23 protein-coding genes are annotated in these 19,990 nt (G+C 72.0%); 13 read left to right on the forward strand and 10 right to left on the reverse strand.

The window, feature by feature from the left end; genetic code table 11:
• Positions 1-39 precede the first annotated feature (39 nt).
• Genes Val02_RS17960 through Val02_RS17965 form a run of 3 tightly spaced genes read left to right on the forward strand, consistent with a single transcriptional unit; the run spans position 40 to position 1,522 of the window.
• Positions 40-807, forward strand: a complete 768-nt coding sequence (locus tag Val02_RS17960) for an inositol monophosphatase family protein (protein ID WP_203900238.1) — start codon at positions 40-42, stop codon at positions 805-807.
• On the forward strand, positions 807-929 hold the full coding sequence (locus Val02_RS48225; protein ID WP_275415584.1) for a hypothetical protein: 123 nt from the start codon (positions 807-809) through the stop codon (positions 927-929). Before Val02_RS17960 ends, Val02_RS48225 begins: the two co-directional genes overlap by 1 nt.
• Complete coding sequence (locus tag Val02_RS17965; RefSeq protein WP_203900239.1) at positions 929-1,522, forward strand: NAD(P)-dependent oxidoreductase; 594 nt, start codon at positions 929-931, stop codon at positions 1,520-1,522. Before Val02_RS48225 ends, Val02_RS17965 begins: the two co-directional genes overlap by 1 nt.
• A gap of 81 nt (positions 1,523-1,603) precedes the next feature.
• Here Val02_RS17965 and Val02_RS17970 read toward each other — a convergent pair whose 3' ends face one another.
• Complete coding sequence (locus tag Val02_RS17970; protein WP_203900240.1) at positions 1,604-4,081, reverse strand: DNA gyrase/topoisomerase IV subunit A; 2,478 nt, start codon at positions 4,079-4,081, stop codon at positions 1,604-1,606.
• 17 nt (positions 4,082-4,098) lie between these two features.
• Complete coding sequence (locus tag Val02_RS17975) at positions 4,099-6,174, reverse strand: DNA gyrase/topoisomerase IV subunit B (protein WP_203900241.1); 2,076 nt, start codon at positions 6,172-6,174, stop codon at positions 4,099-4,101.
• Positions 6,175-6,407: 233 nt separating this feature from the next.
• On the opposite strand from Val02_RS17975, the gene Val02_RS17980 reads away from it, so the two are divergent.
• Together Val02_RS17980 and Val02_RS17985 are read left to right on the forward strand one after the other, a co-directional pair.
• On the forward strand, positions 6,408-7,379 hold the full coding sequence (locus Val02_RS17980) for an STAS domain-containing protein (RefSeq protein ID WP_239153152.1): 972 nt from the start codon (positions 6,408-6,410) through the stop codon (positions 7,377-7,379).
• 16 nt (positions 7,380-7,395) lie between these two features.
• Positions 7,396-8,421, forward strand: coding sequence for an MEDS domain-containing protein (locus Val02_RS17985; protein ID WP_203900243.1), 1,026 nt, complete (start codon positions 7,396-7,398; stop codon positions 8,419-8,421).
• Here the strand turns inward: Val02_RS17985 and Val02_RS17990 are convergent.
• Positions 8,338-9,312, reverse strand: coding sequence for an AraC family transcriptional regulator (locus Val02_RS17990; RefSeq protein WP_203900244.1), 975 nt, complete (start codon positions 9,310-9,312; stop codon positions 8,338-8,340). The genes Val02_RS17985 and Val02_RS17990 overlap by 84 nt on opposite strands.
• 79 nt (positions 9,313-9,391) lie before the next feature.
• Between Val02_RS17990 and Val02_RS17995 the strand changes: the two genes are divergently transcribed.
• From Val02_RS17995 to Val02_RS18005, 3 genes are all read left to right on the forward strand, one after another.
• Positions 9,392-10,438: an acyl-CoA dehydrogenase family protein gene (locus tag Val02_RS17995; RefSeq protein ID WP_203900245.1), complete on the forward strand. Its 1,047-nt coding sequence runs from the start codon at positions 9,392-9,394 to the stop codon at positions 10,436-10,438.
• A 122-nt stretch (positions 10,439-10,560) separates the two neighbouring features.
• Complete coding sequence (locus Val02_RS18000; RefSeq protein WP_203900246.1) at positions 10,561-11,613, forward strand: LLM class flavin-dependent oxidoreductase; 1,053 nt, start codon at positions 10,561-10,563, stop codon at positions 11,611-11,613.
• Entirely contained in the window at positions 11,610-12,194 is a 585-nt protein-coding gene (locus Val02_RS18005) for a CE1759 family FMN reductase (protein ID WP_203900247.1), read from the forward strand. The genes Val02_RS18000 and Val02_RS18005 overlap by 4 nt, the downstream gene beginning before the upstream one ends.
• 70 nt (positions 12,195-12,264) lie before the next feature.
• Here the strand turns inward: Val02_RS18005 and Val02_RS18010 are convergent, their stop codons facing one another.
• A complete protein-coding gene (locus Val02_RS18010; RefSeq protein WP_203900248.1) occupies positions 12,265-12,801 on the reverse strand; it encodes a hypothetical protein in 537 nt (178 codons plus the stop codon).
• A gap of 209 nt (positions 12,802-13,010) precedes the next feature.
• Between Val02_RS18010 and Val02_RS18015 the strand changes: the two genes are divergently transcribed.
• Positions 13,011-13,364 carry a tetratricopeptide repeat protein gene (locus tag Val02_RS18015; protein ID WP_203900405.1) on the forward strand — a complete coding sequence of 118 codons (354 nt, stop codon included), beginning with the start codon at positions 13,011-13,013 and terminating at the stop codon, positions 13,362-13,364.
• Between the two features lie 70 nt (positions 13,365-13,434).
• On the opposite strand, the gene Val02_RS18020 is transcribed toward Val02_RS18015, so the two are convergent.
• Genes Val02_RS18020 through Val02_RS18030 form a run of 3 tightly spaced genes read right to left on the reverse strand, consistent with a single transcriptional unit; the run spans position 13,435 to position 15,093 of the window.
• Positions 13,435-13,953: a hypothetical protein gene (locus Val02_RS18020; protein WP_203900249.1), complete on the reverse strand. Its 519-nt coding sequence runs from the start codon at positions 13,951-13,953 to the stop codon at positions 13,435-13,437.
• Positions 13,950-14,468, reverse strand: coding sequence for an RNA polymerase sigma factor (locus tag Val02_RS18025; RefSeq protein WP_203900250.1), 519 nt, complete (start codon positions 14,466-14,468; stop codon positions 13,950-13,952). Before Val02_RS18025 ends, Val02_RS18020 begins: the two co-directional genes overlap by 4 nt.
• A 46-nt stretch (positions 14,469-14,514) precedes the next feature.
• Positions 14,515-15,093, reverse strand: a complete 579-nt coding sequence (locus tag Val02_RS18030) for a TetR/AcrR family transcriptional regulator (RefSeq protein ID WP_203900251.1) — start codon at positions 15,091-15,093, stop codon at positions 14,515-14,517.
• A 100-nt stretch (positions 15,094-15,193) separates the two neighbouring features.
• Here Val02_RS18030 and Val02_RS18035 point away from each other — a divergent pair, with 100 nt between their 5' ends.
• Genes Val02_RS18035 through Val02_RS18045 form a run of 3 tightly spaced genes read left to right on the forward strand, consistent with a single transcriptional unit; the run spans position 15,194 to position 17,487 of the window.
• Positions 15,194-16,291 (forward strand): FAD-dependent oxidoreductase, encoded by a 1,098-nt coding sequence (locus tag Val02_RS18035; RefSeq protein WP_203900252.1) that lies wholly within the window; start codon positions 15,194-15,196, stop codon positions 16,289-16,291.
• 9 nt (positions 16,292-16,300) lie between these two features.
• The gene (locus Val02_RS18040; RefSeq protein WP_203900253.1) at positions 16,301-16,717 is read left to right on the forward strand and encodes an OsmC family protein; all 417 of its coding nucleotides are present in this window, start codon (positions 16,301-16,303) and stop codon (positions 16,715-16,717) included.
• On the forward strand, positions 16,717-17,487 hold the full coding sequence (locus Val02_RS18045; protein ID WP_203900254.1) for an SDR family NAD(P)-dependent oxidoreductase: 771 nt from the start codon (positions 16,717-16,719) through the stop codon (positions 17,485-17,487). Before Val02_RS18040 ends, Val02_RS18045 begins: the two co-directional genes overlap by 1 nt.
• A 57-nt stretch (positions 17,488-17,544) precedes the next feature.
• Here the strand turns inward: Val02_RS18045 and Val02_RS18050 are convergent, their stop codons facing one another.
• The gene (locus tag Val02_RS18050) at positions 17,545-18,375 is read right to left on the reverse strand and encodes a patatin-like phospholipase family protein (RefSeq protein ID WP_203900255.1); all 831 of its coding nucleotides are present in this window, start codon (positions 18,373-18,375) and stop codon (positions 17,545-17,547) included.
• Positions 18,376-18,439: 64 nt separating this feature from the next.
• Positions 18,440-18,790, reverse strand: coding sequence for a cellulose binding domain-containing protein (locus tag Val02_RS18055; RefSeq protein ID WP_203900256.1), 351 nt, complete (start codon positions 18,788-18,790; stop codon positions 18,440-18,442).
• On the opposite strand from Val02_RS18055, the gene Val02_RS18060 reads away from it, so the two are divergent.
• Entirely contained in the window at positions 18,768-19,076 is a 309-nt protein-coding gene (locus Val02_RS18060) for a hypothetical protein (RefSeq protein WP_203900257.1), read from the forward strand. The two genes, Val02_RS18055 and Val02_RS18060, sit on opposite strands and share 23 nt — an antisense overlap.
• 102 nt (positions 19,077-19,178) lie before the next feature.
• On the opposite strand, the gene Val02_RS18065 is transcribed toward Val02_RS18060, so the two are convergent.
• Positions 19,179-19,901: a HEAT repeat domain-containing protein gene (locus tag Val02_RS18065; protein ID WP_203900258.1), complete on the reverse strand. Its 723-nt coding sequence runs from the start codon at positions 19,899-19,901 to the stop codon at positions 19,179-19,181.
• Positions 19,902-19,990 lie beyond the last annotated feature (89 nt).

Genomic DNA, 19,990 nt, shown 5'->3' on the forward strand with positions numbered 1-19,990 from the left:
GCATTGGACTTAATCGTTGAACCGATAGAGCCTTGAGGCATGTCACTCATCGATCAGGTCACCGCGGCGGTGCAGCGGGCCGGAGCCCAGATCTCGGCCGGCGACCCGCCGGAGAACTTCGACCAGCTCCGCACCGCCCTGGACACCAACGACACCCTCGTGCGCAACGTCCTCAAGCCCGCGCTGCTGGACCTCCTGCCCGGCTCCGTCTGGGACGACGACGAGCACGGCAGCGGTCCGGTGCCCGCCGGCGACCGCTGGTACGTCGACCCGGTCGGCGGCAACATCAACCCGATCCACGGCATGTCCGACTGGAACGTCGGCGTGAGCCTCGTGCGCGACGGCCGCCCCGAACTCGCGGTCCTGCACGCGCCCGTCCTCGACGAGATGTACACGGCGTCGGCCGGCGGCGGCGCGTTCCTCAACGGACACCCGATCCACGCCTCCCGGAAGACCGACCTCGCCGTCGCGCGGGTCAGCACCGGACAGGCCATGCCGACCGACGACCCCACCTATCCGGACCTCATCGGCAACTCCGTCGCCGCCATGCTGCGCAACGCCCTCACCGTGGGCGTCTCCCTACCGGCCACCTACCAGGTCGCCCTGGTGGCCGCCGGACGGATGGACGCGCACTGGCAGTTCCACAACGTCCGCGCGCACATCGGTCCGCTGCTGATCGCGAAGGAAGCCGGCGTGCTCGTCACCGACCTCGAGGGCAAGCCCTGGGAGATCACCAGCGACGGCTACCTGGCGGCGGCGCCCGGCCTGCACGACGCCGCGCTCGACGTCCTGAACGGGCGGCACTGATGCAACGCGAGATCACGACCGCCGTCCACAAGGTCGGCGGGGTGGTGACCGACCTGCGCGGGCAGCCGTGGGTGCCGGGCGTGCACGCGGAAATGCTCGCCGTCCGGCGGGAGGTGGCGTGATGAGGATCGCGGTGCTCGGCGCCACCGGCGCCACCGGACAGCTGCTGGTCACGACGGCGCTGGAACGCGGCCTCGACGTCGTCGCCCTGGTCCGGGACCCCGCGCGGGTCACCGGGGTCGAGGCGGCCGCCGTCGACGTGCACGACCCCGACTCGATCGCCCGCGCCGTCAAGGACTGCGACGTGCTGCTCTCCGGGCTCGGCGGCGGCCCCGGCACGCTCACCGCCGGCGCCCGTGCGGCCGTCGCCTCGGGCGTGCCGCGCATCATCTGGCTCGGCGCCGTCGGCACCGGTCAGTCGGCGCGCGCCGGCGGCATCGTCACCCGGGCACTGATGAAGACGGCCATGCGCAAGGAGTTGCCGGACAAGGAGAACGCCGACTCGACGATCATCGCGTTCGGCGGGACCGTCTTCCACGCCGGGATGCTGGGCAACGGACCCGTCGCTCCCGCGCGCCGCACGCTGACCCTCGCCGAGGCGCCGTCGCGGATGTTCCCGGCGTCGGTCAGCCGGGCGACGGTCGCGGCGGCGATGGTCGACGAGGCGGTGCGGCCCCGGTTCCCCGGAATGGTCGTCCTCCCGGTGCAACGGTGACCTGACCGGACGGCTCGGCGCGGCGGCCCCGTACGTGAGGGGGGACCGCCGCATCGCCGATATACAGGTAAGCGCGAACCGTCAGCCGTGCTCGATCAGGTGCCCCACGATCTCCGGCCCCTGCACCGACGCGCCCGAACCGTCCCGCCGCTGATCCACCTCCGGCAGCTCCATCGGCTCGCCCTTGCTCGTGGCCCCCACCGGACGCGGCCCCACCCAGGCGATCGTCAGCCGCGCTTCCCCCTTGAGGAACCGCTGCGCCCGCACCCCGCCCGTCGCCCGGCCCTTAGCCGGATACTCCGCGAACGGCGTCACCTTCGTCCCGCCGCCGGTCGACGTCACCACCATCGGCTCACCGTGCTGCGGATCATCCGTCGCCACCGCCCCGAAGAAGAGCACCTCCGCCCCGGGATACAGGTTGATGCCCGCCATGCCGCCACCGCGCAAACCCTGCGGGCGCACCAACTTCGCCGGGAACCGCAGCAGCGACGCGTCCGACGACACGAACGTCAACGACTCCGACCCGTCGGCCAACCACGTGCCGCCGACGACCTCGTCGCCCTCGCGCAGCGCGATCACCTCGAACTCGTCCGACCGCACCGGCCAGTCCGGGGCACACACCTTCACCACGCCCTGCCGGGTGCCCAACGCCAGCCCCGGCGACGCGCTCTCGCCCAGCGGCGCCAGCGTCACCACCCGCTCGCCCGGCCGCAACGGCACCAGCTCCGACGTCGACATGCCGCCCCGCAACGACACCGTGCCCGAACGCTCCGGCAGCACCGGCAGCGACAGCACATCCGTCTTGAACGCCCGACCGGCGCTCGTCACCAGCAACACCTGCCCGCGCGCCGTCGTGTGCACCAGCGCCCGCACCGCGTCGTGGCGGTCCCGACCGTTGCGCCGACGCCCCTCGACCGACTCCTCCGACTCCGCCGCCGTGCGCGCCAGCAGGCCCGTCGCCGACAGGATCACCTGGCACGGGTCGTCGGCCACCTCCAGCGGCCCGGCCGGCGCCGACGCCGCCAGCACCTCCTTGAGGTCACCGTCGATCAGCGTCGTGCGCCGCGGCGCCGCGAACTCCTTCGCCACCGCCGCCAGCTCGTCCGACACGACCTTGCGCAGGACGTTCTCGTCGTCGAGGATCCGCGACAGCTCCGCGATCTCCGACTGCAGCCGCGACTGCTCCGCCTCCAGCTCCAGCCGGTCGAACTTCGTCAACCGCCGCAGCGGCGTGTCCAGGATGTACGTCGCCTGGATGTCCGACAGCCCGAACTCCGCCATCAGCGAGTCCTTCGCCGCCTGCGCGTTGTCGCTGGCCCGGATCAGGCGCACCACCTTGTCGATGTCCAGCAGCGCGATCAGCAGGCCCTCGACCAGGTGCAGCCGATCCAGCCGCTTCTGCCGCCGGAACCGGCTGCGCCGCGTCACCACCTCGTACCGGTGCGCCAGGAACACCTCCAGCAGCGCCTTCAACCCCAGCGTCTGCGGCTGACCGTCCACCAGCACCAGATTGTTGACCCCGAACGACTGCTCCAGCGGCGTCAACCGGTACAGATCCGCCAGCAACGCCTGCGGATTGACGCCCACCTTGCACTCGATGACCAGCCGGATGCCGTTCTCCCGGTCGGTCAGGTCCTTCACGTCGGCGATCCCGGTCAGCCGCTTCGTCCGGTTGACCTCGTCCGTGATCTTCTCGATCACCTTCTCCGCGCCGATGCCGTACGGCAGCTCGGTGACCGTGATCGCCTGACGCCCCCGGCTGCCCTCCAGCGGCCCGGTCGTCGCCTTGGCGCGCATCCGCACCACACCACGGCCCGTCTCGTACGCCCGGCGCACCTCGTCCAAGCCCAGCAGTGACCCACCCGTCGGCAGGTCCGGCCCCGGCACGAACTCCATCAGCTTGTCCAGCGTCGCCGTCGGATGGCGGATCAGCCACCGCGCCGCCGCGACCACCTCACCGAGGTTGTGCGGGATCATGTTGGTCGCCATGCCGACCGCGATGCCCGAGGTCCCGTTGACCAGCAGATTGGGGAACGCCGCCGGCAGCACGCTCGGCTCCTGCAACGACCCGTCGTAGTTGGGCCGGAAGTCGACCGTCCCCTCGCCCAGCTCGTTGACCAGCTGCATCGCCGCCGTCGACAACCGCGACTCGGTGTACCGCTCGGCGGCCGGCCCGTCGTCCGGCGAACCGAAGTTGCCGTGCCCGTCGATCAACGGCACATTGAGCGAGAAGTCCTGCGCCAGCCGCACCATCGCGTCGTAGATCGCCGTGTTGCCGTGCGGGTGGTACTTACCCATCACGTCACCGGTGACGCGCGCCGACTTCACGTACGGCCGGTCCGGGCGGTACCCCTGCTCGTACATCGAGTACAGGATCCGGCGGTGCACCGGCTTCAACCCGTCCCGCGCGTCCGGGAGGGCCCGCGAGTAGATCACCGAGAACGCGTACTCCAGGTACGAGTCCTCGATCTCCGTGGTGAGCGGGTTGTCGACGACGTTGGCACCCGCGCGGTCGAACGCCGCGAGATCGACCTTGGTCTTGACAGTCTTGCGCGCCATGTCAGATCCCCTTCCGCTCAGGCGTCGATCGCGTCACGGTCGACCCGCTTGGCCGACTCGACCAGCCACTGCCGGCGCGGCTCCACCTTCTCGCCCATCAGCAGGTCCAGCGCACGTTCGGCGGCGTCCACGTCCTGCATGGTGATCCGCCGGACCGAACGGGTCGCCGGGTTCATCGTCGTCTCCCACAGCTCGTCGGCGTCCATCTCGCCGAGACCCTTGAACCGCGGCACCGGCGTCACCACCTGACGGCCGGCCCGCTCCAGGCGCGCCACCGTCTGCTCCATCTCCACCTGGGTGAACGTGAAGATGGTCTCGGCGTTGCGCCCCTTCGTCATCACCTTGTGCAGCGGCGGCATGGCCGCGTACAGCCGGCCCAGCTCGATCACCGGCCGCATGTACTTCGCGAACAGGGTGATCAGCAGCGTGCGGATGTGCGCACCGTCGACGTCGGCGTCGGCCATGATGATCACTCGCCCGTAGCGCAACGACTCCGGCTCGAACGTCCGCCCCGTCCCGGCGCCGAGCACCTGCACGATCGAGGCGACCTCGGCGTTCTTCAGGGTGTCGGCGAGGTTGGCCTTCTGCACATTGAGGATCTTGCCCCGAATCGGAAGAAGCGCCTGATACTCCGCAACCCTCGCCATTCGGGCCGAGCCGAGGGCGGAGTCGCCCTCCACGATGAACAGCTCGCTGCGCGCCACCCCCGTCGACCGACAGTCGACCAGCTTCGGCGGCATCGACGCACCCTCGAGCGCCGTCTTGCGCCGCGCGGCGTCCTTCTGCTGCTTCTGCGTGAGCCGGACCCGCGACGCCTCGACGATCTTCGTGAGGACGGTGCGCGCCTCGGTGCGGGTCTTGCGGTCGTCGACCCACGCGCGCAGCGCCTTCTCGACGACGCCCTGCGTCACCTTGGTGATCGCCGCCGTGGACAGCTCGTCCTTGGTCTGCGAGGTGAACTGCGGCTCCGGGATGCGCACGTGCAGGACGGCGGTCATCCCCTCGAGCACGTCCTCGACGGTGGGCGGGTCCTCCTTGGGGCGCAGCAGCCCGCGGGTGTTGCGGATGGCGTCGCCGATCGCGCGGACGGCGGCGCGTTCGAAGCCGCGGCGGTGTGTGCCGCCGTGCTGGTTGCGGATGGTGTTGGTGAAGCACTCGACGGTGCGCTCGTAGCCGGTGCCCCAGCGCAGGGCGATCTCGACCTCGGCGCGGCGTTCGACGTTGGCGCGCATGACGCCGTTCTCGTCGGCGGCGTTTTCCTTGTAGGTGCCCTCGCCGGTGATGGTCAGGGTGCCGCAGACCGGCTTCTCGCCGGCGGGCGCGAGAAAGTCGACCATGTCGAGCAGCCCGTGCGGGTATACGAACGTCTCCGCCCGCAGCTTGCCGTCCTCGTCGGGCGTGCGCAGCACGTAGGTGACCCCGGGGACGAGGAACGCGGTGTTGCGCAGCTTGGCGCGCACCGCCTCGACGTCGAGGGAGGCGCCGGCCTCGAAGTAGCGGGCGTCGTACCAGTAGCGGATCGACGTGCCGGTGGAGGCGCCGCGCTTCATCCGCCCGACGACGTGCAGCCCCGGCTCGGGCGTGAACGGCGCGTCGGGCCCGTCGCCGTCGAAGACGCCGGGGACGCCGTTGCGGAACGACATCCGGTGCACCTTGCCGCCGCGGCTGACCGTGACGTCGAAGCGCAGGGAGAGCGCGTTGACGGCGGAGGCGCCGACGCCGTGCAGGCCGCCGGAGGTCTTGTACCCCGAGCCGCCGAACTTGCCGCCGGCGTGCAGCCGGGTCAGCACCAGCTCGACGCCGGACAGGCCGGAACGGGCGTTGATGTCGGTGGGGATGCCGCGCCCGTCGTCGTCCACCTGGACGGAGCCGTCGGGATGCAGGGTCACCTCGACGTGGGTGGCGTGTCCGGCCACCCCCTCGTCCGTGGAGTTGTCCACGATCTCGTTGACGAGGTGGCCGACGCCACGGCTGTCGGTGGACCCGATGTACATGCCGGGTCGCTTCCGGACGGCGTCGAGTCCCTCAAGGTGGGTGAGGTCGTCTGCCCCGTACTCGTCTCCCCCGAAGAGGGTCTCAGGCTGTGCGGTCAACTCGACATACTCCAGATCCGGCGGACGTAGCGCCCGGCCACCCTAACCGGGAGGTATGACAACTCCTCGGAGGTGCCACGCCGCCGTGTCGAGATTCACCGGGTTCGTCGCCCGGCGGCGGGGATCCCACCCGGTCGGCGCCCGGGCCGCGTAGCCTGGTCGATACTTCTCGTCGCCGTCCTGACCTCGGTAACCCGGCTTTGCCGGCAGTCATTGTGGATCATTCGTTGTCCGTGCCGCCCGACACCTTCGACCGTTACCGGATCGCGTCCGGCGATCGGCCGGGCACTCTGGTGTTCGCGGGGGAGTTCGACGCGGCGGCGCACGAGGCCGTGCGCGTGGCGCTGGAGGCGGCGCTGGCCGAGCGGGGGCCCGATGCTCCGGGCGAGATCGTCGTGGATCTTCGGGCGGTGGGGGGCATGGACGCGGGCACGGTGTGGTTGCTGTTGCGGGCCCGCCAGTCGGCCCTGGACACCGGCCGCCGGTTGCGGGTGACCGGCGTGGACGGGGTGGTGCGGCGGGCGGTCGAGGCGGCCGGTGCGGGGCATCAGCTGTTCGTCCCGGTCGATGTGGGCACCCCGGACGACCGGGTGCGGGCGGTCGAGGACCGGCACCGGGTGGCGGGGGAGCAGGCCCGGATCGTCGCGCGGGTCCAGCAGCAGGTCGTCGACGCCGAGGTCCGTTCGACCCGCAAGGTTCTGCTGGCGGAACTGCGTCAGCGCCTGCGCGTCGACCCGCAGGCGCTGTGCGGCGAGGAGTTCCTGGGGGTGGCCGACCGGTCGACGGTGCTCGACGCGATCATGGTGACGGCCACCGTGGTCGGGGCGGCCGACGCGAGCGTGCTCTACCTGGTGGATCCGGAGACGGCCGGGCTGCGCGTCGTGCGGCATCGCGGGTTCTCCACGGAGACGTTGCGCCTGCTGGGGTTGGGCCGGCCCACGGCCGCCGCGGTCGCCGCGGCCGCCGGCGAGGCGGTGCTGGTCGACGACATCGCGCGCAGTCCGATCTTCGCCGGGAAGGCCAACCGGGACGTGCTGCTCGCGGCCGGTTCCCGTGCGGTGCACGCCTATCCGCTGCGCGACCAGGCCGGGGCGCTGCTGGGTGTGTTGACGTTCCACTACCGGGTGGTGCGGCCCCGGCGCGGCGACGGTGAACGGGTCGCCTGGTGCGCGGCCCGCGCCCTCGCCCGGACGGGGCAGCGGTGAAGGGTGACCCGGTGCGATGAGCGGCGCGCACCGCCATGACCTGCTGCTGTACGACGACGGCGACCAGTTGGCCGCGGCGCTCGGGGCCGTGCTCGGTCGGGAGGCGGGCGACGACGACCTGGTCGTTCTGGCGTGTCGGGAGCGGCACGAGGAGGCGCTGGCGGAGGTGTCGGACGGGCCGCGTGCGCCGCTGTCGCTGCCCCGGCCGGTCGTGCGCCTGCGGCCGGTGGTGGCGCTCGCGGCGCAGCGGCGGTTGGCCCGGGAACACGCCGTCGCCGGTGGCCGGGTCTGGTACGTCGCCGAACCCGATCACGGTGGCACCCCGGACGAGCGGTACGAGGCGGTGCGGTACGAGGCGGCCTGTTCGCTGAGCCTGGCGCGGGTTCCGCTGTCGACGGTGTGTGCCTATCCGCGCCGGGACACGCCCGAGCCGCTGCTCGATCTCCTGCTGCGGACCCATCCGCGGCTGCTCACCCCGCGCGGGCCGGTCGACAATCCGGCGTTCCGGGATCCGGCGGGGGTCGTGGCCGCCCTGCACCGGCCGGTGCACCGACCCGTTCCGGCCGTCCGGCCCGTGTTCCGGGAGTCCGCTGTCGTCGCGCTGTCGGACGTCGCCGCGGTCCGGGCGCGGCTCGCGGCGGCGCTGCGTCCGCTGCCGACGTTGGTCCGTACCGATTTCGTCGCCGCCGTCAACGAGGTGCTCGCCAACGCGTGCGTGCACGGGGTGCCGCCGGTCGAGGTCGCGGTATGGGTGACGCCGACCCGCGTCGAGTGCCGGGTCACCGACCGCGGCGCGGGCTTCGTCGATCCCCTTGCCGGTTTCTCGGTCGAACCGGACGACGTGCGTACCCGGGCCGGTCTGTGGCTGGCCCGGCAGGCCTGCGACGAGCTCGACGGGTGGCCGAGCGGCGGGCGGTTCACGGTGCGGCTGGCCACCGGCGTCGGCCCCGAACGGGCGCTACAGACCCACGGTGCGCTCGCCCGCGCGGAGACCGCCCGGGCCCGGGTCGCCCACGCGCACCGGTTTCGCGGTGGCCGCTAGTTCGGCGGCCCGGACGTCCTGCCGGAACCGGCCCGGGGCCAGCCCGTACTCCCGCCGGAACGCGCTCGCGAACGCGAACTCCGTCGAGTAGCCGACCCGGCGGGCGATGGCGGCGAGCGGTGCCTGGGTGTCGCGCAGCAGTTGTGCCCCGCAGGAGAGCCGCCAGCCGATCAGGTACGTCATCGGCGGCTTGCCGACCAGTTCGGCGAAGCGCCGGTTGAACGCCGTGCGCGACATGCCGGCGATCACGCACAGCTGCTGCACGGTCCACGGCTTGTCCGGCCCGTCGTGGATCGCCCGCAGCGCGGCCGCGATGCCGGGGTCGGCGATCACCGGCCATTCGGCGCCGGCGTGCTGCTCCCGCCACTGGCGCAGCAGGTGAACGATCATCAGGTCGAGCAGCGCCGTGCGGGTCACCGCGGCGCCGGGTCCGCGGCCGGCCACGTCGGCGTCGAGCAGCCCGACCAGGGAACGCAGCTCGGGATGGCGCGCGTAGTCGGGCGAGAGCGCGACGACCTCCGGGAGTTCCCGCAGAGATTGATGCACCTGACCGCGCTGGAGACGGTAGGCCCCGCAGATGAAGTCGAAGTCCGACGGACCGGGGTCCGGCGGGAAGTCGCCCATGGTGCCGACCGGCAGCGACATCAGGGCGCACGGCGCGTGGCTGAGCCCGTGCTCGGTGCCCGCGGGGGCGAGGACGACGTCGCCGGGATGCAGCGCCACGGGGGCGCCACCGCGCGTGATGAGCCAGCCCGTGCCGCCGAGCACGATGTGGAACCCGAGCCCGGCGAACGACGGGTAGCGCATGCCCCACGCTCCGGATTCCCTGATCCGCCGGGCGCCCCCCACACCGCCGCGAACCGTCGCGAGCACGTCGCTGAGGATGTCCATCCGATCGATGCTAGGCCGTACGCGTATGGAGCCGGGCCGCTGCGGCATGGTCCTGGGGGATGCCCCATTGGTTGAGTCGATGTTCGTGAGCTTCCACGACATCCTTCTCGCCAACGCGGAGAAGACCGAGCAGCAGGACCGTCCGACCGCCGAGAGCCTCGAGGCGGTACGCGCCCGGGGCGGGTTCGCCCTCGGCACTCCCGTGGCGCACGGGGGCCCGGGCATCGACACCGTCGGGACCGTGCGGCTCCTCGCCGAGATCGGCCGGGCGTGTCCCTCGACGGCGTGGATCGCCGGCACGTCCGCCACCGCGAAGACGTTCGTGCACACCGTGTACGGGGAGGCGGCGCCGCGCGGCTTCTTCGCGGATCCGGACGCGATCGCCTGCGGTTCGGGGACGCCGGGCGGCGTCGGCGAACGGACCCCGGACGGCGCCGTGCGGGTGAACGGCCGCTGGGCCAACGTCTCCGGCTGCGAGGACGCCTCCTGGGCGATGCTCGCCCTGATGATCGACGGCGTCTTCCACGTCGCGGCGTTCCCGCTGAGTGAACTGACGGTGGAGCGCACCTGGCAGGTCGCCGGGATGCGCGGCACCGGCAGCCAGACGCTGGTCGCCGAGAACGTCCTCGTGCCGGCGGACCGGGTCGCCGCGGCCACGCCCCCGCCGCCGGCGCTGCTGGCGTACTACGGGCTGCTCGCGCTCGGGCCGGTCGTGGGCGCCACGCGCGGCGGGTTGGACGTGGTGCGGGCGATGTTCGCCTCCGATCGCAAGCCGTACATGACGTCGTACACGCGGATGGGGGAGTCGCCGGGGGCGCGGCAGTGGCTGGCCGAGGCGGCGCTGCTGACCGACCGCGCCGAACGCACGATGCTGGCGATCGCGCGCGAGTGCGACGAAGGCGACGTGTCGCAGGCCGATCAGGCGCGGCTGCGCGCGGACCTGGCCGACGCCGCGAAGGACTGCCGCGCGGCGATGGAGCTGATGCTGGACCTGTACGGCGCGAGCGGCTTCGCGACCTCGAGCCCGATGCAGCGCTACTGGCGGGACGTGGCGGTCGCCAGCCGGCACCCGCACATGCGCGGCTATCTGGCGATCGAGAACTACGGCGGCGCCCTGGCCGGTTGAGCGGCCCGGCCGGCCCGCACCAGGGCCGGCCGCCGCACCGGGGTCGGCCGGAATAAATGATGCGTCATGTACCTTGTGGGGAGGGAAAACCGACGCATCCTTCACGAACGGCGGCGAGCATCATGCAGTTTGGCGTCTTCTCGGTCAGCGACATCACCACCGACCCCACGACCGGGCGCACGCCGAGCGAGGCGGAACGCATCGACGCGGTCGTCACGATCGCCAAGAAGGCCGAAGAGGTCGGGTTGGACGTGTTCGCCCTGGGCGAGCACCACAACCCGCCGTTCTTCTCCTCCTCACCGACCACCACGCTCGGCTACATCGCGGCACAGACGCAGCGCCTGATCCTCTCGACGGCCACCACGCTGATCACCACCAACGACCCGGTGAAGATCGCCGAGGACTACGCGATGCTCCAGCACCTCGCGAAGGGCCGCGTCGACCTCATGCTCGGGCGCGGCAACACCGGCCCGGTGTACCCCTGGTTCGGGCAGGACATCCGCATGGGCATCCCGCTCGCCGTGGAGAACTACGCCCTGCTGCACCGGCTGTGGCGCGAGGAGAACGTCGACTGGAAGGGCCGCTTCCGCACGCCGCTGCAGTCGTTCACCTCGACGCCGCGGCCGCTGGACGGGGTGCCGCCGTTCGTGTGGCACGGCTCGATCCGCAGCCCCGAGATCGCCGAACAGGCGGCCTACTACGGCGACGGGTTCTTCCACAACAACATCTTCTGGCCGAAGGAGCACACGCAGCGCATGGTTGCCCTGTACCGGGAACGCTTCGCGCACTACGAGCACGGCACCCCCGAGGAGGCGATCGTCGGCCTCGGCGGGCACGTGTTCATGCGCCGCAACAGCCAGGACGCGGTGAAGGAGTTCCGGCCCTACTTCGACAAGGCACCGGTCTACGGCAACGGGCCGTCGCTGGAGGAGTTCAGCCGGGAGACGCCGCTGACCGTCGGCAGCCCGCAGCAGGTGATCGACCGGACGCTGTCGTTCCGCGACTACGTGGGCGACTACCAGCGGCAGCTGTTCCTCATCGACCACGCGGGGCTGCCGCTCAAGACCGTGCTGGAGCAGTTGGACATGCTGGGCGAGGAGGTCGTTCCGGTGCTGCGCAAGGAGATGTCGGGCGGCCGCCCCGCGCCGACACATCCCCGGGTGGAGCAGTCATGACGCGGATCGCCGTGGTGAGCGCGGGCCTGTCCGTGCCGTCGTCCACCCGGATGCTCGCCGACCGCCTGGCCGCCGCGGCCGTCGCGGCGCTGGGCCCGGGGGCGACGTCGGAGGTGGTCGAGCTGCGCGGGCACGCTCGCGATCTGGCCGATCACCTTGTTACCGGCTTCCCGGGAACGTCCCTTCGTGCGGCCATCGACACCGTGCAGAACGCCGACGGGCTGATCGCCGTGACGCCGGTCTTCTCCGCCTCCTACAGCGGCCTGTTCAAGACGTTCTTCGACGTGCTGGACCGGGAGGCGCTCGCCGGCAGGCCGGTCCTGATGGGCGCCACCGCCGGCACGGCGCGGCACTCGCTCGTGCTCGAACACGCCATGCGGCCGCTCTTCTCCTACCTGCGGGCGCTCGTCACGCCCACGGCCGTCTTCGCCGCCTCCGACGACTGGGCGAGCGAGGACCTGGCGGAGCGGATCCGGCGCGCCGGGGAGGAGTTCGCCGGCCTGGTGGCCCGCAGCCCCCGGCCGGCCGTCGCGCCGGACCACGGGTTCGTGCCGTTCGACCAGCTGCTCGCCGGCGGGTAAGGCTGACGACGCGCGCCCGGTGCCCGTACGGGGGACGGGCACCGGGCGCGGTCTGTGAGAGGGATTCGGTCTAGTTGGCGACGAACGGGTCGGAGCCGGCCGCGGCCTGCGCCTGCTGGCCGCGGGTCTCGAAGAACCCGTCGCCGTCGTTGTCGGCGCGCACGTCCTCGGCGTCGCCGTCCTCGTCGCGGTCGTGCGCCTCGAGGTCGACGTTGCCGTCGAAGTCACGGTCGGCCGTCCAGGCGTCCGGCGTGCCGTTGAGGTTGAGGTCGTAGACGTCGCGGTCGGTGGCGCCGTCGTGGTTGGTGTCGGCGGAGGCGTGGTCGGTCTCGCCGTCGGCGTTCGTGTCGTACTCGGTGCGGTCCTGCCAGCCGTCGCCGTTGGTGTCGGTGGTCTGCGCCTCGAAGTAGCCGTCGAAGTTGCCGTCGTACTGGGCCGAGTCGATCAGGCCGTCGCCGTCCTCGTCGTTGCCCATGAAGTCCGGGTCACCGTCGTGGTTCCGGTCGACGTAGATGTTGTATCCACCCTGGCCGTCCGGCTCCGTGGTGTTGGCGTCCCACTGGCCGTCGCCGTCCACGTCGACGTTGACCTCGTAGTCGTCGCTCATGTCTATATCCCCTTCGTGGCTGTATGTCGTGCTGTTGTGCCCACCACGTTATAAGGCGATTGAAGATGTTTTTTCCCCAATGTGTGCCATCGAGGTGACCTGTCCATCGTGACCCCGTCCGGGGGGCCGTGCACGGATCCGCGCGCTCTTCTCGGGGGTTCCCTACCTGTGCGGAATAGCGGTGCGGGTGGCCGGTGTTGCGGTCGGTCATGGAGCTGATCGAGGAGTACCGGCGTGCGGCCCTGTTCATGGAGGCCGGCGACCCCGTGGAGGCGGCGCGGATCCTGGAGCCGATCGCCACGGCCGAGCCGGGCAACTCCGACGTGCGCCTCCAACTCGCGCTGGCGTACTTCGGCGCCGCCCAGCTGAGCAAGGCCGAGGCGCAGCTGCGCATCCTCGTCGAGCGGGACCCCAGCGACCACTACACGCACCACGTGCTCGGCCGCACCCTCGAACGCCAGAACCGCGCCGCCGAGGCGCTGACCCACCTGCGCATCGCCAACGCGATGGCCGTTCGACCGGAGTACCAGGAGGCCGTCGACCGGGTCGCCCGCCGGGCATGACGGCGATCACGCCCAGCCGCACACAGGGGCGGTCGGCGGCGGAACGCTCCGCGCCGACCGCCCGGCGCTTCTAGCGGCCCGGGTTGGCGATCGCCTCCGGCGGGGCCGCGTACATGCCGGCCTCGCGGCAGGCGTCGGCGGCGTTCTTGAACGGCGCACCGGGCACCACGATCAGCGCGCCGCCGTCGTTGTCGTCCATGACGATCACACATCCGAACAGCGGCTCCGGCGGCTCGGTGCGCCGTTCGGTCCGCCACCAGTCGCGGCACTGGTCGATGGCGTTCGCGTCGCTCGGCTGCAGGATGTACAGGCCGCGCGGCTGGCCCAGTTTGTCGGCGCACGCGACGCCACCGGTCGGGTTGTGCCAGCCCTTCGGCGGCTCCTCGCCGAACACGCCCCACGCCGCCGCGCTCGCGCCGACGAGCGCACCGGTCACGGCCACGGCCCCGACGATCCGGCGCACCGTCCGGCTCTTCCGCGGCACGGAACGCATGCGCACCCCGGCCAGGACGGTGCGCCCCTGCGCGGATTCCGCCCACCCGTCGACCCGCGCCGGGGCGGCCCGCCGGACCATTTCGTCAACGTTCATCGCACACTCTCCAGCACCGGTGACATGTCCCGTTCCTCCAGCGCGCGGGCCAGCCGACGCCGCGCGCGGTGCAGCTTCACGGCATACGTGGGCCGCGAACATCCGAGCACCCGCGCCGCCTCGGCCGGGGTCAACTCGGTCCACAACGTGGTGAGCAGGATGTCGCGGTCGGCCGGGCCGAGTTCCGCGAGCGCCCGCCACAACTCCAGCCGCGCGAGGACGCCGTCGGCGATGTCCGCACCGTCCTGCGGCCCCGCGTTCAGCAGGCGCTGGTACAGCGCGTCGCCGCGGGCCCGCTTGCGCACCCGGCTCAGCGTCTCCCGGCGCGCCACACCGTAGAGCCAGGCCCGTTCGTCGCCGGACGGGATCCGATCCAGCTTGCGCCACGCCACGACGAACGTGTCGCCGACGACGTCACCGGCCTCCTCGACGCCGATGCGGTGCGCGACGTACCTGAACAGACCGTCCGCGTGCGCGCGGAACAGCCGTTCGAGCCGTTCGTCGGTGTCATCCATACGGTTCTCCCTCCATGCCGTTAGACGGCTCGAAGGGGCCCGGGCATTACACGGGTGGGCGCCATCCGTTCGTGAGGATGTCGAAGATCTCGTCCACCGCGGCCGCCGGATCGGGCCGGTCGCGCGTCAGCGCCGGGATCTCCAGCACGAAGCGCGCCAGCGCGACGCATGCGAGGTGGTCCCGCGGCACCCCGAACTCCTCGGCGATCGCCGCACTGAGCGCGTCGCTGCGCCGGCGCCACATCCGCGCGGAGTACTCCCGCAGCGCGGGGGTGTTGTTCACCAGTTCGGTGAACCCCGCCAATCGTGGGTCGGTGACGAGCGGAAGCCACGTCGCGTGGACGTGCGCGCGCAGCGCGTCGAGGACGTCGGTGCCCGGTGGGCGTTCCCGGACGGCCGCCACGAGTCCCGCCTCCCGCTCGTCGTCCCGGTCGAACACGAGCGCTTCCTTGCCGGGAAAGTGCTTGAACAGCGTGGTCGTGGAGACGTCGGCGGCGTCGGCGATGTCGCGCACGCTCACCCGGTCGTAGCCGTGCGCCAGGAAGAGGCGCAGCGCCGCGTCGGCGATCGCCTGCCGGGTGGCGGCCTTCTTGCGTTCGCGTCGGCCGACGGCGGGCTGGGTCATGGGTGGAGCGTATCCGTTAGTGGCCTCGTACACAAAGTTGACTCGTTGCACTTTTGTATTCGTTCTGCTTTTCTGTAGGCATCGACAACGGGAGGCAGACATGAGGATCAGCGTCATCGGAGCGGGCCCGGGCGGGCTCACCTGCGCGCGCATCCTGCAACAGCACGGCATCGCGGTCACCGTGTACGACCGCGACCCGGGGCCGGACGAGCGCGATCAGGGTGGTTCGCTGGACCTGCGTGAGGACGACGGGCAGCTCGCACTGCGCGAGGCGGGCCTGATCGAGGAGTTCTGGGAGCTGGCCCGCCCGGAGGGGCAGGAGATGCGGCAGCTCGACCCGACCGGGCGGCTCTTCTTCCGGCACGTTCCCGCCGAGGGCGAACGCGTCAAGCCCGAGATCGACCGCGGACAACTGCGCGGCCTTCTGCTCGGTTCCCTGCGTCCGGGAACGGTGCGCTGGGGCGCGTCGCTGACGGGGGTCGACGGGCCGGCCGACGGCCCCCGCCGGCTGCACTTCGCCGACGGCGCGACGGTCGACACCGACCTGGTGATCGGCGCCGACGGCGCGTTCTCCCGGGTGCGTCCGGCGGTTTCGGCCGCGACGCCGCGCTACACCGGGGTGAGCTTCCTCGAGGCGAGGTTCGACGAGGTCTCCCGGCGCCATCCGGAGCTCGCGGCGCTGGTCGGACCGGGCAGCGCCGCGGCCGCCGACGGGGACCGCGGAGTCTTCGCCCAGCGCAACAGCGGCGACCACATCCGGGTGTACGTCATGCAGCGGCTGCCGCTCGACTGGATCACCGCCGCCGGCCTGACCGCCGGGGACACGGCCGGCATCCGGGCGCGGCTGCTGGCGGCGTTCGAGGGCTGGGCGCCGGAACTGCGCCGGATGCTCACCGACAACGACGGCCCCTACATCGAGCGGCCCATCTTCGCCCTGCCCGTGCCGCACGCCTGGGAACACGTGCCGAGCGTGACCCTCCTCGGCGACGCCGCACACCTCATGCCGCCGGTGGGCGTGGGCGTCAACCTGGCCATGCTCGACGCCTGCGAACTGGCGCTCGCGCTCACCGCGTCGACCACCGTCGGGGAGGCCGTGCGCGCCTACGAGAAGGTGATGTTCGCCCGTTCCGAGGAGATCGCGCGGATGGCCGAGGGCGCCGCCGAACATCTGATCTCCGGTGACGCGCCCGGTGACTAAGGTGTCGCCATGGGGTTCGAGGTGGAGGTGCGCAACGTCGACGGGGCCGTGACCGCGCTCGGCACGGCCGGCCCGCACACGGTCGTCGTGGACCGGCCGGTCGAGGCGGGCGGCGGCGGGCACGGGTTCAACGGCGGGCAGCTGCTGCACCTGGCGGTCGCCGGCTGCGTCTCCAACGACCTGTTCCGCGAGGCGGCCGCGCGGGGGCTGACGATCCGGCGCGTGGTGGTGAAGGTGGACGGCGGCTACGCCGGTGACCCGGCCGTCTCGACCGGAATCGCGTACCGCGTGGAGGTCGACGGCGAGGGTTCGGAGGAGGAGCTGCGGGCCCTGGTGGCGCATGTCGACGCCATCGCCGAGATCCCGAACTCGCTGCGCGGCGGCACCCCGGTCCGCCTCGCCGACACCCAGGTGCGGAGCGTTTGATGGCGCGGGTTCTCGTGACCGGTTCGGCCGACGGGATCGGGCGAGAGACCGCCGCCCAGCTGATCGCGCTCGGCCACGAGGTGGTGGGGCACGCCCGTAACGAGTCGCGCGCGGACGACCTGCGCGCCGCCCTGCCCGGAATCGGCCCCGTCGTGACCGGCGAACTCGCCTCGCTCGCGGGGACCACCGCGCTGGCCGAGGCCGCCGTCAAGGCCGGCGGCTACGACGTGGTGATCCACAACGCGGGTATCAGCGGTCGGCCCGCGCGCCACCTCACGGTCGACGGCATGGAGCAGATCTTCCAGGTGAACGTCGTCGCGCCCTACCTGCTGACGGCGTTGCTCCCGCGCCCGGCGCGGCTGGTGTACCTCACCTCCGGGTTGGAGTCCGACGGCGTGGTCGACCTGGACGACATGCAGTTCGCGCGCAAGCCGTGGCACGGGATGCGGGCGTACAGCGACTCGAAGATGTACGACGTGGTGCTCGCCTTCGCGGTCGCGCGGCGGTGGCCCGAGGTGATCACCAACGTCGTGGACCCCGGGTGGATCAAAACCCGCCTGGGCGGCCCGGGCGCCACCGACGAACTGCCCGAGGGCGCCGAGACGCAGGTGTGGCTGGCCACCAGCGACGACCCCGAGGCGGTGCGGACCGGCCGCTACCTCAAGCGCCGCCGGGTCCTCGAGCCGAACCCGGCCGCCCGCGAACACGCGATCCAGGACGCCCTGCTCGCCGAGTGCGAACGCCTCACCGGCGTCGCCCTGCCGACCTGATCGCGATCTACTACGGAGAACCGCGTTCCAGGAACAGCTTTCCGTAGGAAGTATCGATCATGAGGCCCAGGTCGACGCGACCGACGCCGCCAGGCGGGCGCCCTGGGCGGTGCCGGCCGCTACGGCGGGCTCCCAGCGGGACGGGTCGAGGACGTTCGGGCCCAACGCCCGCAGGGTCGGCGCGTCGGGGGCCACCAGGGTCACCCGCGCGGTGGCGCGCAGGGCGGCGATCTCCTCCTCCGGGACGGCGCGCGTGCGCACCGGGGCCAGCGGCGCCAGGATCACCACGCGGGCGGCGCCGTGCGCCAGGTCGGCGTTCACGCCGGAACGCACGCCGCCGTCCATGAAGCGGCCGCCGTTGACCGTCACCGGCGGGAAGACGCAGGGGACGGCGCAGCTGGCCGCCACCGCGCGCTGCAGCGGGACCCGCGAACCGGCGTCCCACACGACCGGCTCGCCGGTGGTGGCGTTCACGGCGGTGACGCGTAGCCGGGACGGCCAGTCGGTCGTCGGGATCCGCCGCGCCAGCGACGCGACGTACTCCTCCTCGCCGACGACGTCCGCCGCCAGGGCCAGTCCGCCGACCGCCGCGCGGATCGCCCCGGCGTCCAGGGTCGCGTCGTTGAGCAGCGCGAACGCCTGAGCGCCCCGCGCCCAGTCGGGCCGGAACGGCGGGTCGTCGGCGCCGAGCCGGGCCTCGATCCGGGCCGCCTCCTCGGGGGTGTGCCCGCCGGCGACCAGCGCACCGGTGACGGCCCCGGCGGAGGTGCCGACGAACAGGTCGGCGGTGGTCAGATCGACCCCTTCCGCGCGCAGGCCGACGAGGACACCGAGTTGCCAGGCGATGCCGGTGATGCCGCCGGCGCCGAGCACGAGAGCGTTCACCACTCATGCCGCCTTCCTGATCGGGACGGGCGCGGCACGGACCCACGCACCCGGCGACCCGGGAAGCCTACGGGAACGCGCAGGGCGCGTCGTTGACCGTGCACACCGACGGCACCGGGGCGGCGTTGACCCGCCCGAACTGGAACCGCAACGACACGGTGGACCCCGGCCGCACGTCGACCGTGGAACGCCACACGAACTCGCCGTCGACCTGGGTGAACACCGGCTGCGGCTGCCCTTCGAGCCACTGGTTGCGCAGCTCGCCCACGCCGGCCGGGAAGTCCAACCGCACGGTCCACGCCCGGTCCGACCCGGCGGTGTTCTTGATCAGGATCTCGCCGATGAACCCGTCCCGGAACGACTGCACCACCCGGTAGGTACCCCGCACGTCCGGCGTGTCGACGGACCACGCACCCATCCGGGAGGGGCTCGGGGAGCCGGTGCTCGGCCGGGCGCTGCTCGGCGAGGGCGACGGGGACGGCGACTGCGGCGCGGCCGACGGGCTCGGGGAGGGGGACTCGGAGACCATCGCCACGGGAGGAGCCGGTGGCATCCGGGCGGCGTTGGGTGTCGCCGGTGCGGGGGGCCGCACCAGCGTAGTGATGAGTATCGATGCCAGGATGCCGATGCCCACACCGGTGGGCACCCATGGCATCCAGTGGCCCGCCTGGGGGAAGATCCTCGTCATCGCCGCGTCAGCCTAGCGATTTGCATGGCGCCACCACAAACCTTCGACGGAACGGATGTCCCCCCGGTCGGGTGTCCCCGGCTTCAGACCGGACGTACCGGACGGGGTGCGCGTTCGCTCATCGGTCCGACTCGTCGATCCATTCCAGGTCCACGAACAGGTGGGGTTGCGCAGGCACGAACGCCGCCTCCAGAAGCGCGTTCTCCCGAGCCGCCTCGACGAACTCCGACCACGGCGCGCGCCGGTCGAGCTCTTGACCCAGCGACTCGTGGCCCTGCCAGAAGGTTCCGCGATCGGTCACCGAGAACAGCATGAAGTACAGGACGGCCTGCCCGTGGTCGGCAAGGTCGTTGACGAGGTCAGTCAGTGGACCCACCGGCCAAAGGCGATCCAGGGCACGGTCCGACACGCGTAACGACGCCGTCAACGGCGGCATGACTTCCTGTCGCGCCCCCAACTGGGTCAGAACGCGCCGGAGCGCCACCGCTTCACCGTCGTCGAGCCGGCCGTCGCCGAGCCGCAGTCGCCGGTAGGCCGCCTGCAAAGCCGGGACGGCGCCGCGAACACCGAGCTGCTCGATCGCCAACGCCGACCATTCCCGCACCGTGTCGTGCTCGCTGCTGAGCAAATCGATCAGAACCGGTCCGGCCGCGACGCCGCCGAGATGCTCGAAAGCCTCGATCGCGGACAACTGCCCGAACCGCTCCAACGACGGCACAGCAGCGGCCAGCGGCTGGACCACCTCGGGCCCTATCGAGATCAAAGCGGCCTTCGCGTCCTCGGCGACCGCCGTCGAGTCGTCGTCCAACAGCCCGATCAGCCGCGCGATCTCCGCATCCACGACCGCGAAGTCTGCCGGACCACGCCAGGCCCGGACCAGCGATATTTACCATCCTCCCCTCCCTCCGGGCCGCCGCGCGAGACCGTCCA

This window comes from Virgisporangium aliadipatigenens (assembly GCF_016863615.1).
In the GTDB taxonomy this organism is placed as follows: domain Bacteria; phylum Actinomycetota; class Actinomycetes; order Mycobacteriales; family Micromonosporaceae; genus Virgisporangium; species Virgisporangium aliadipatigenens.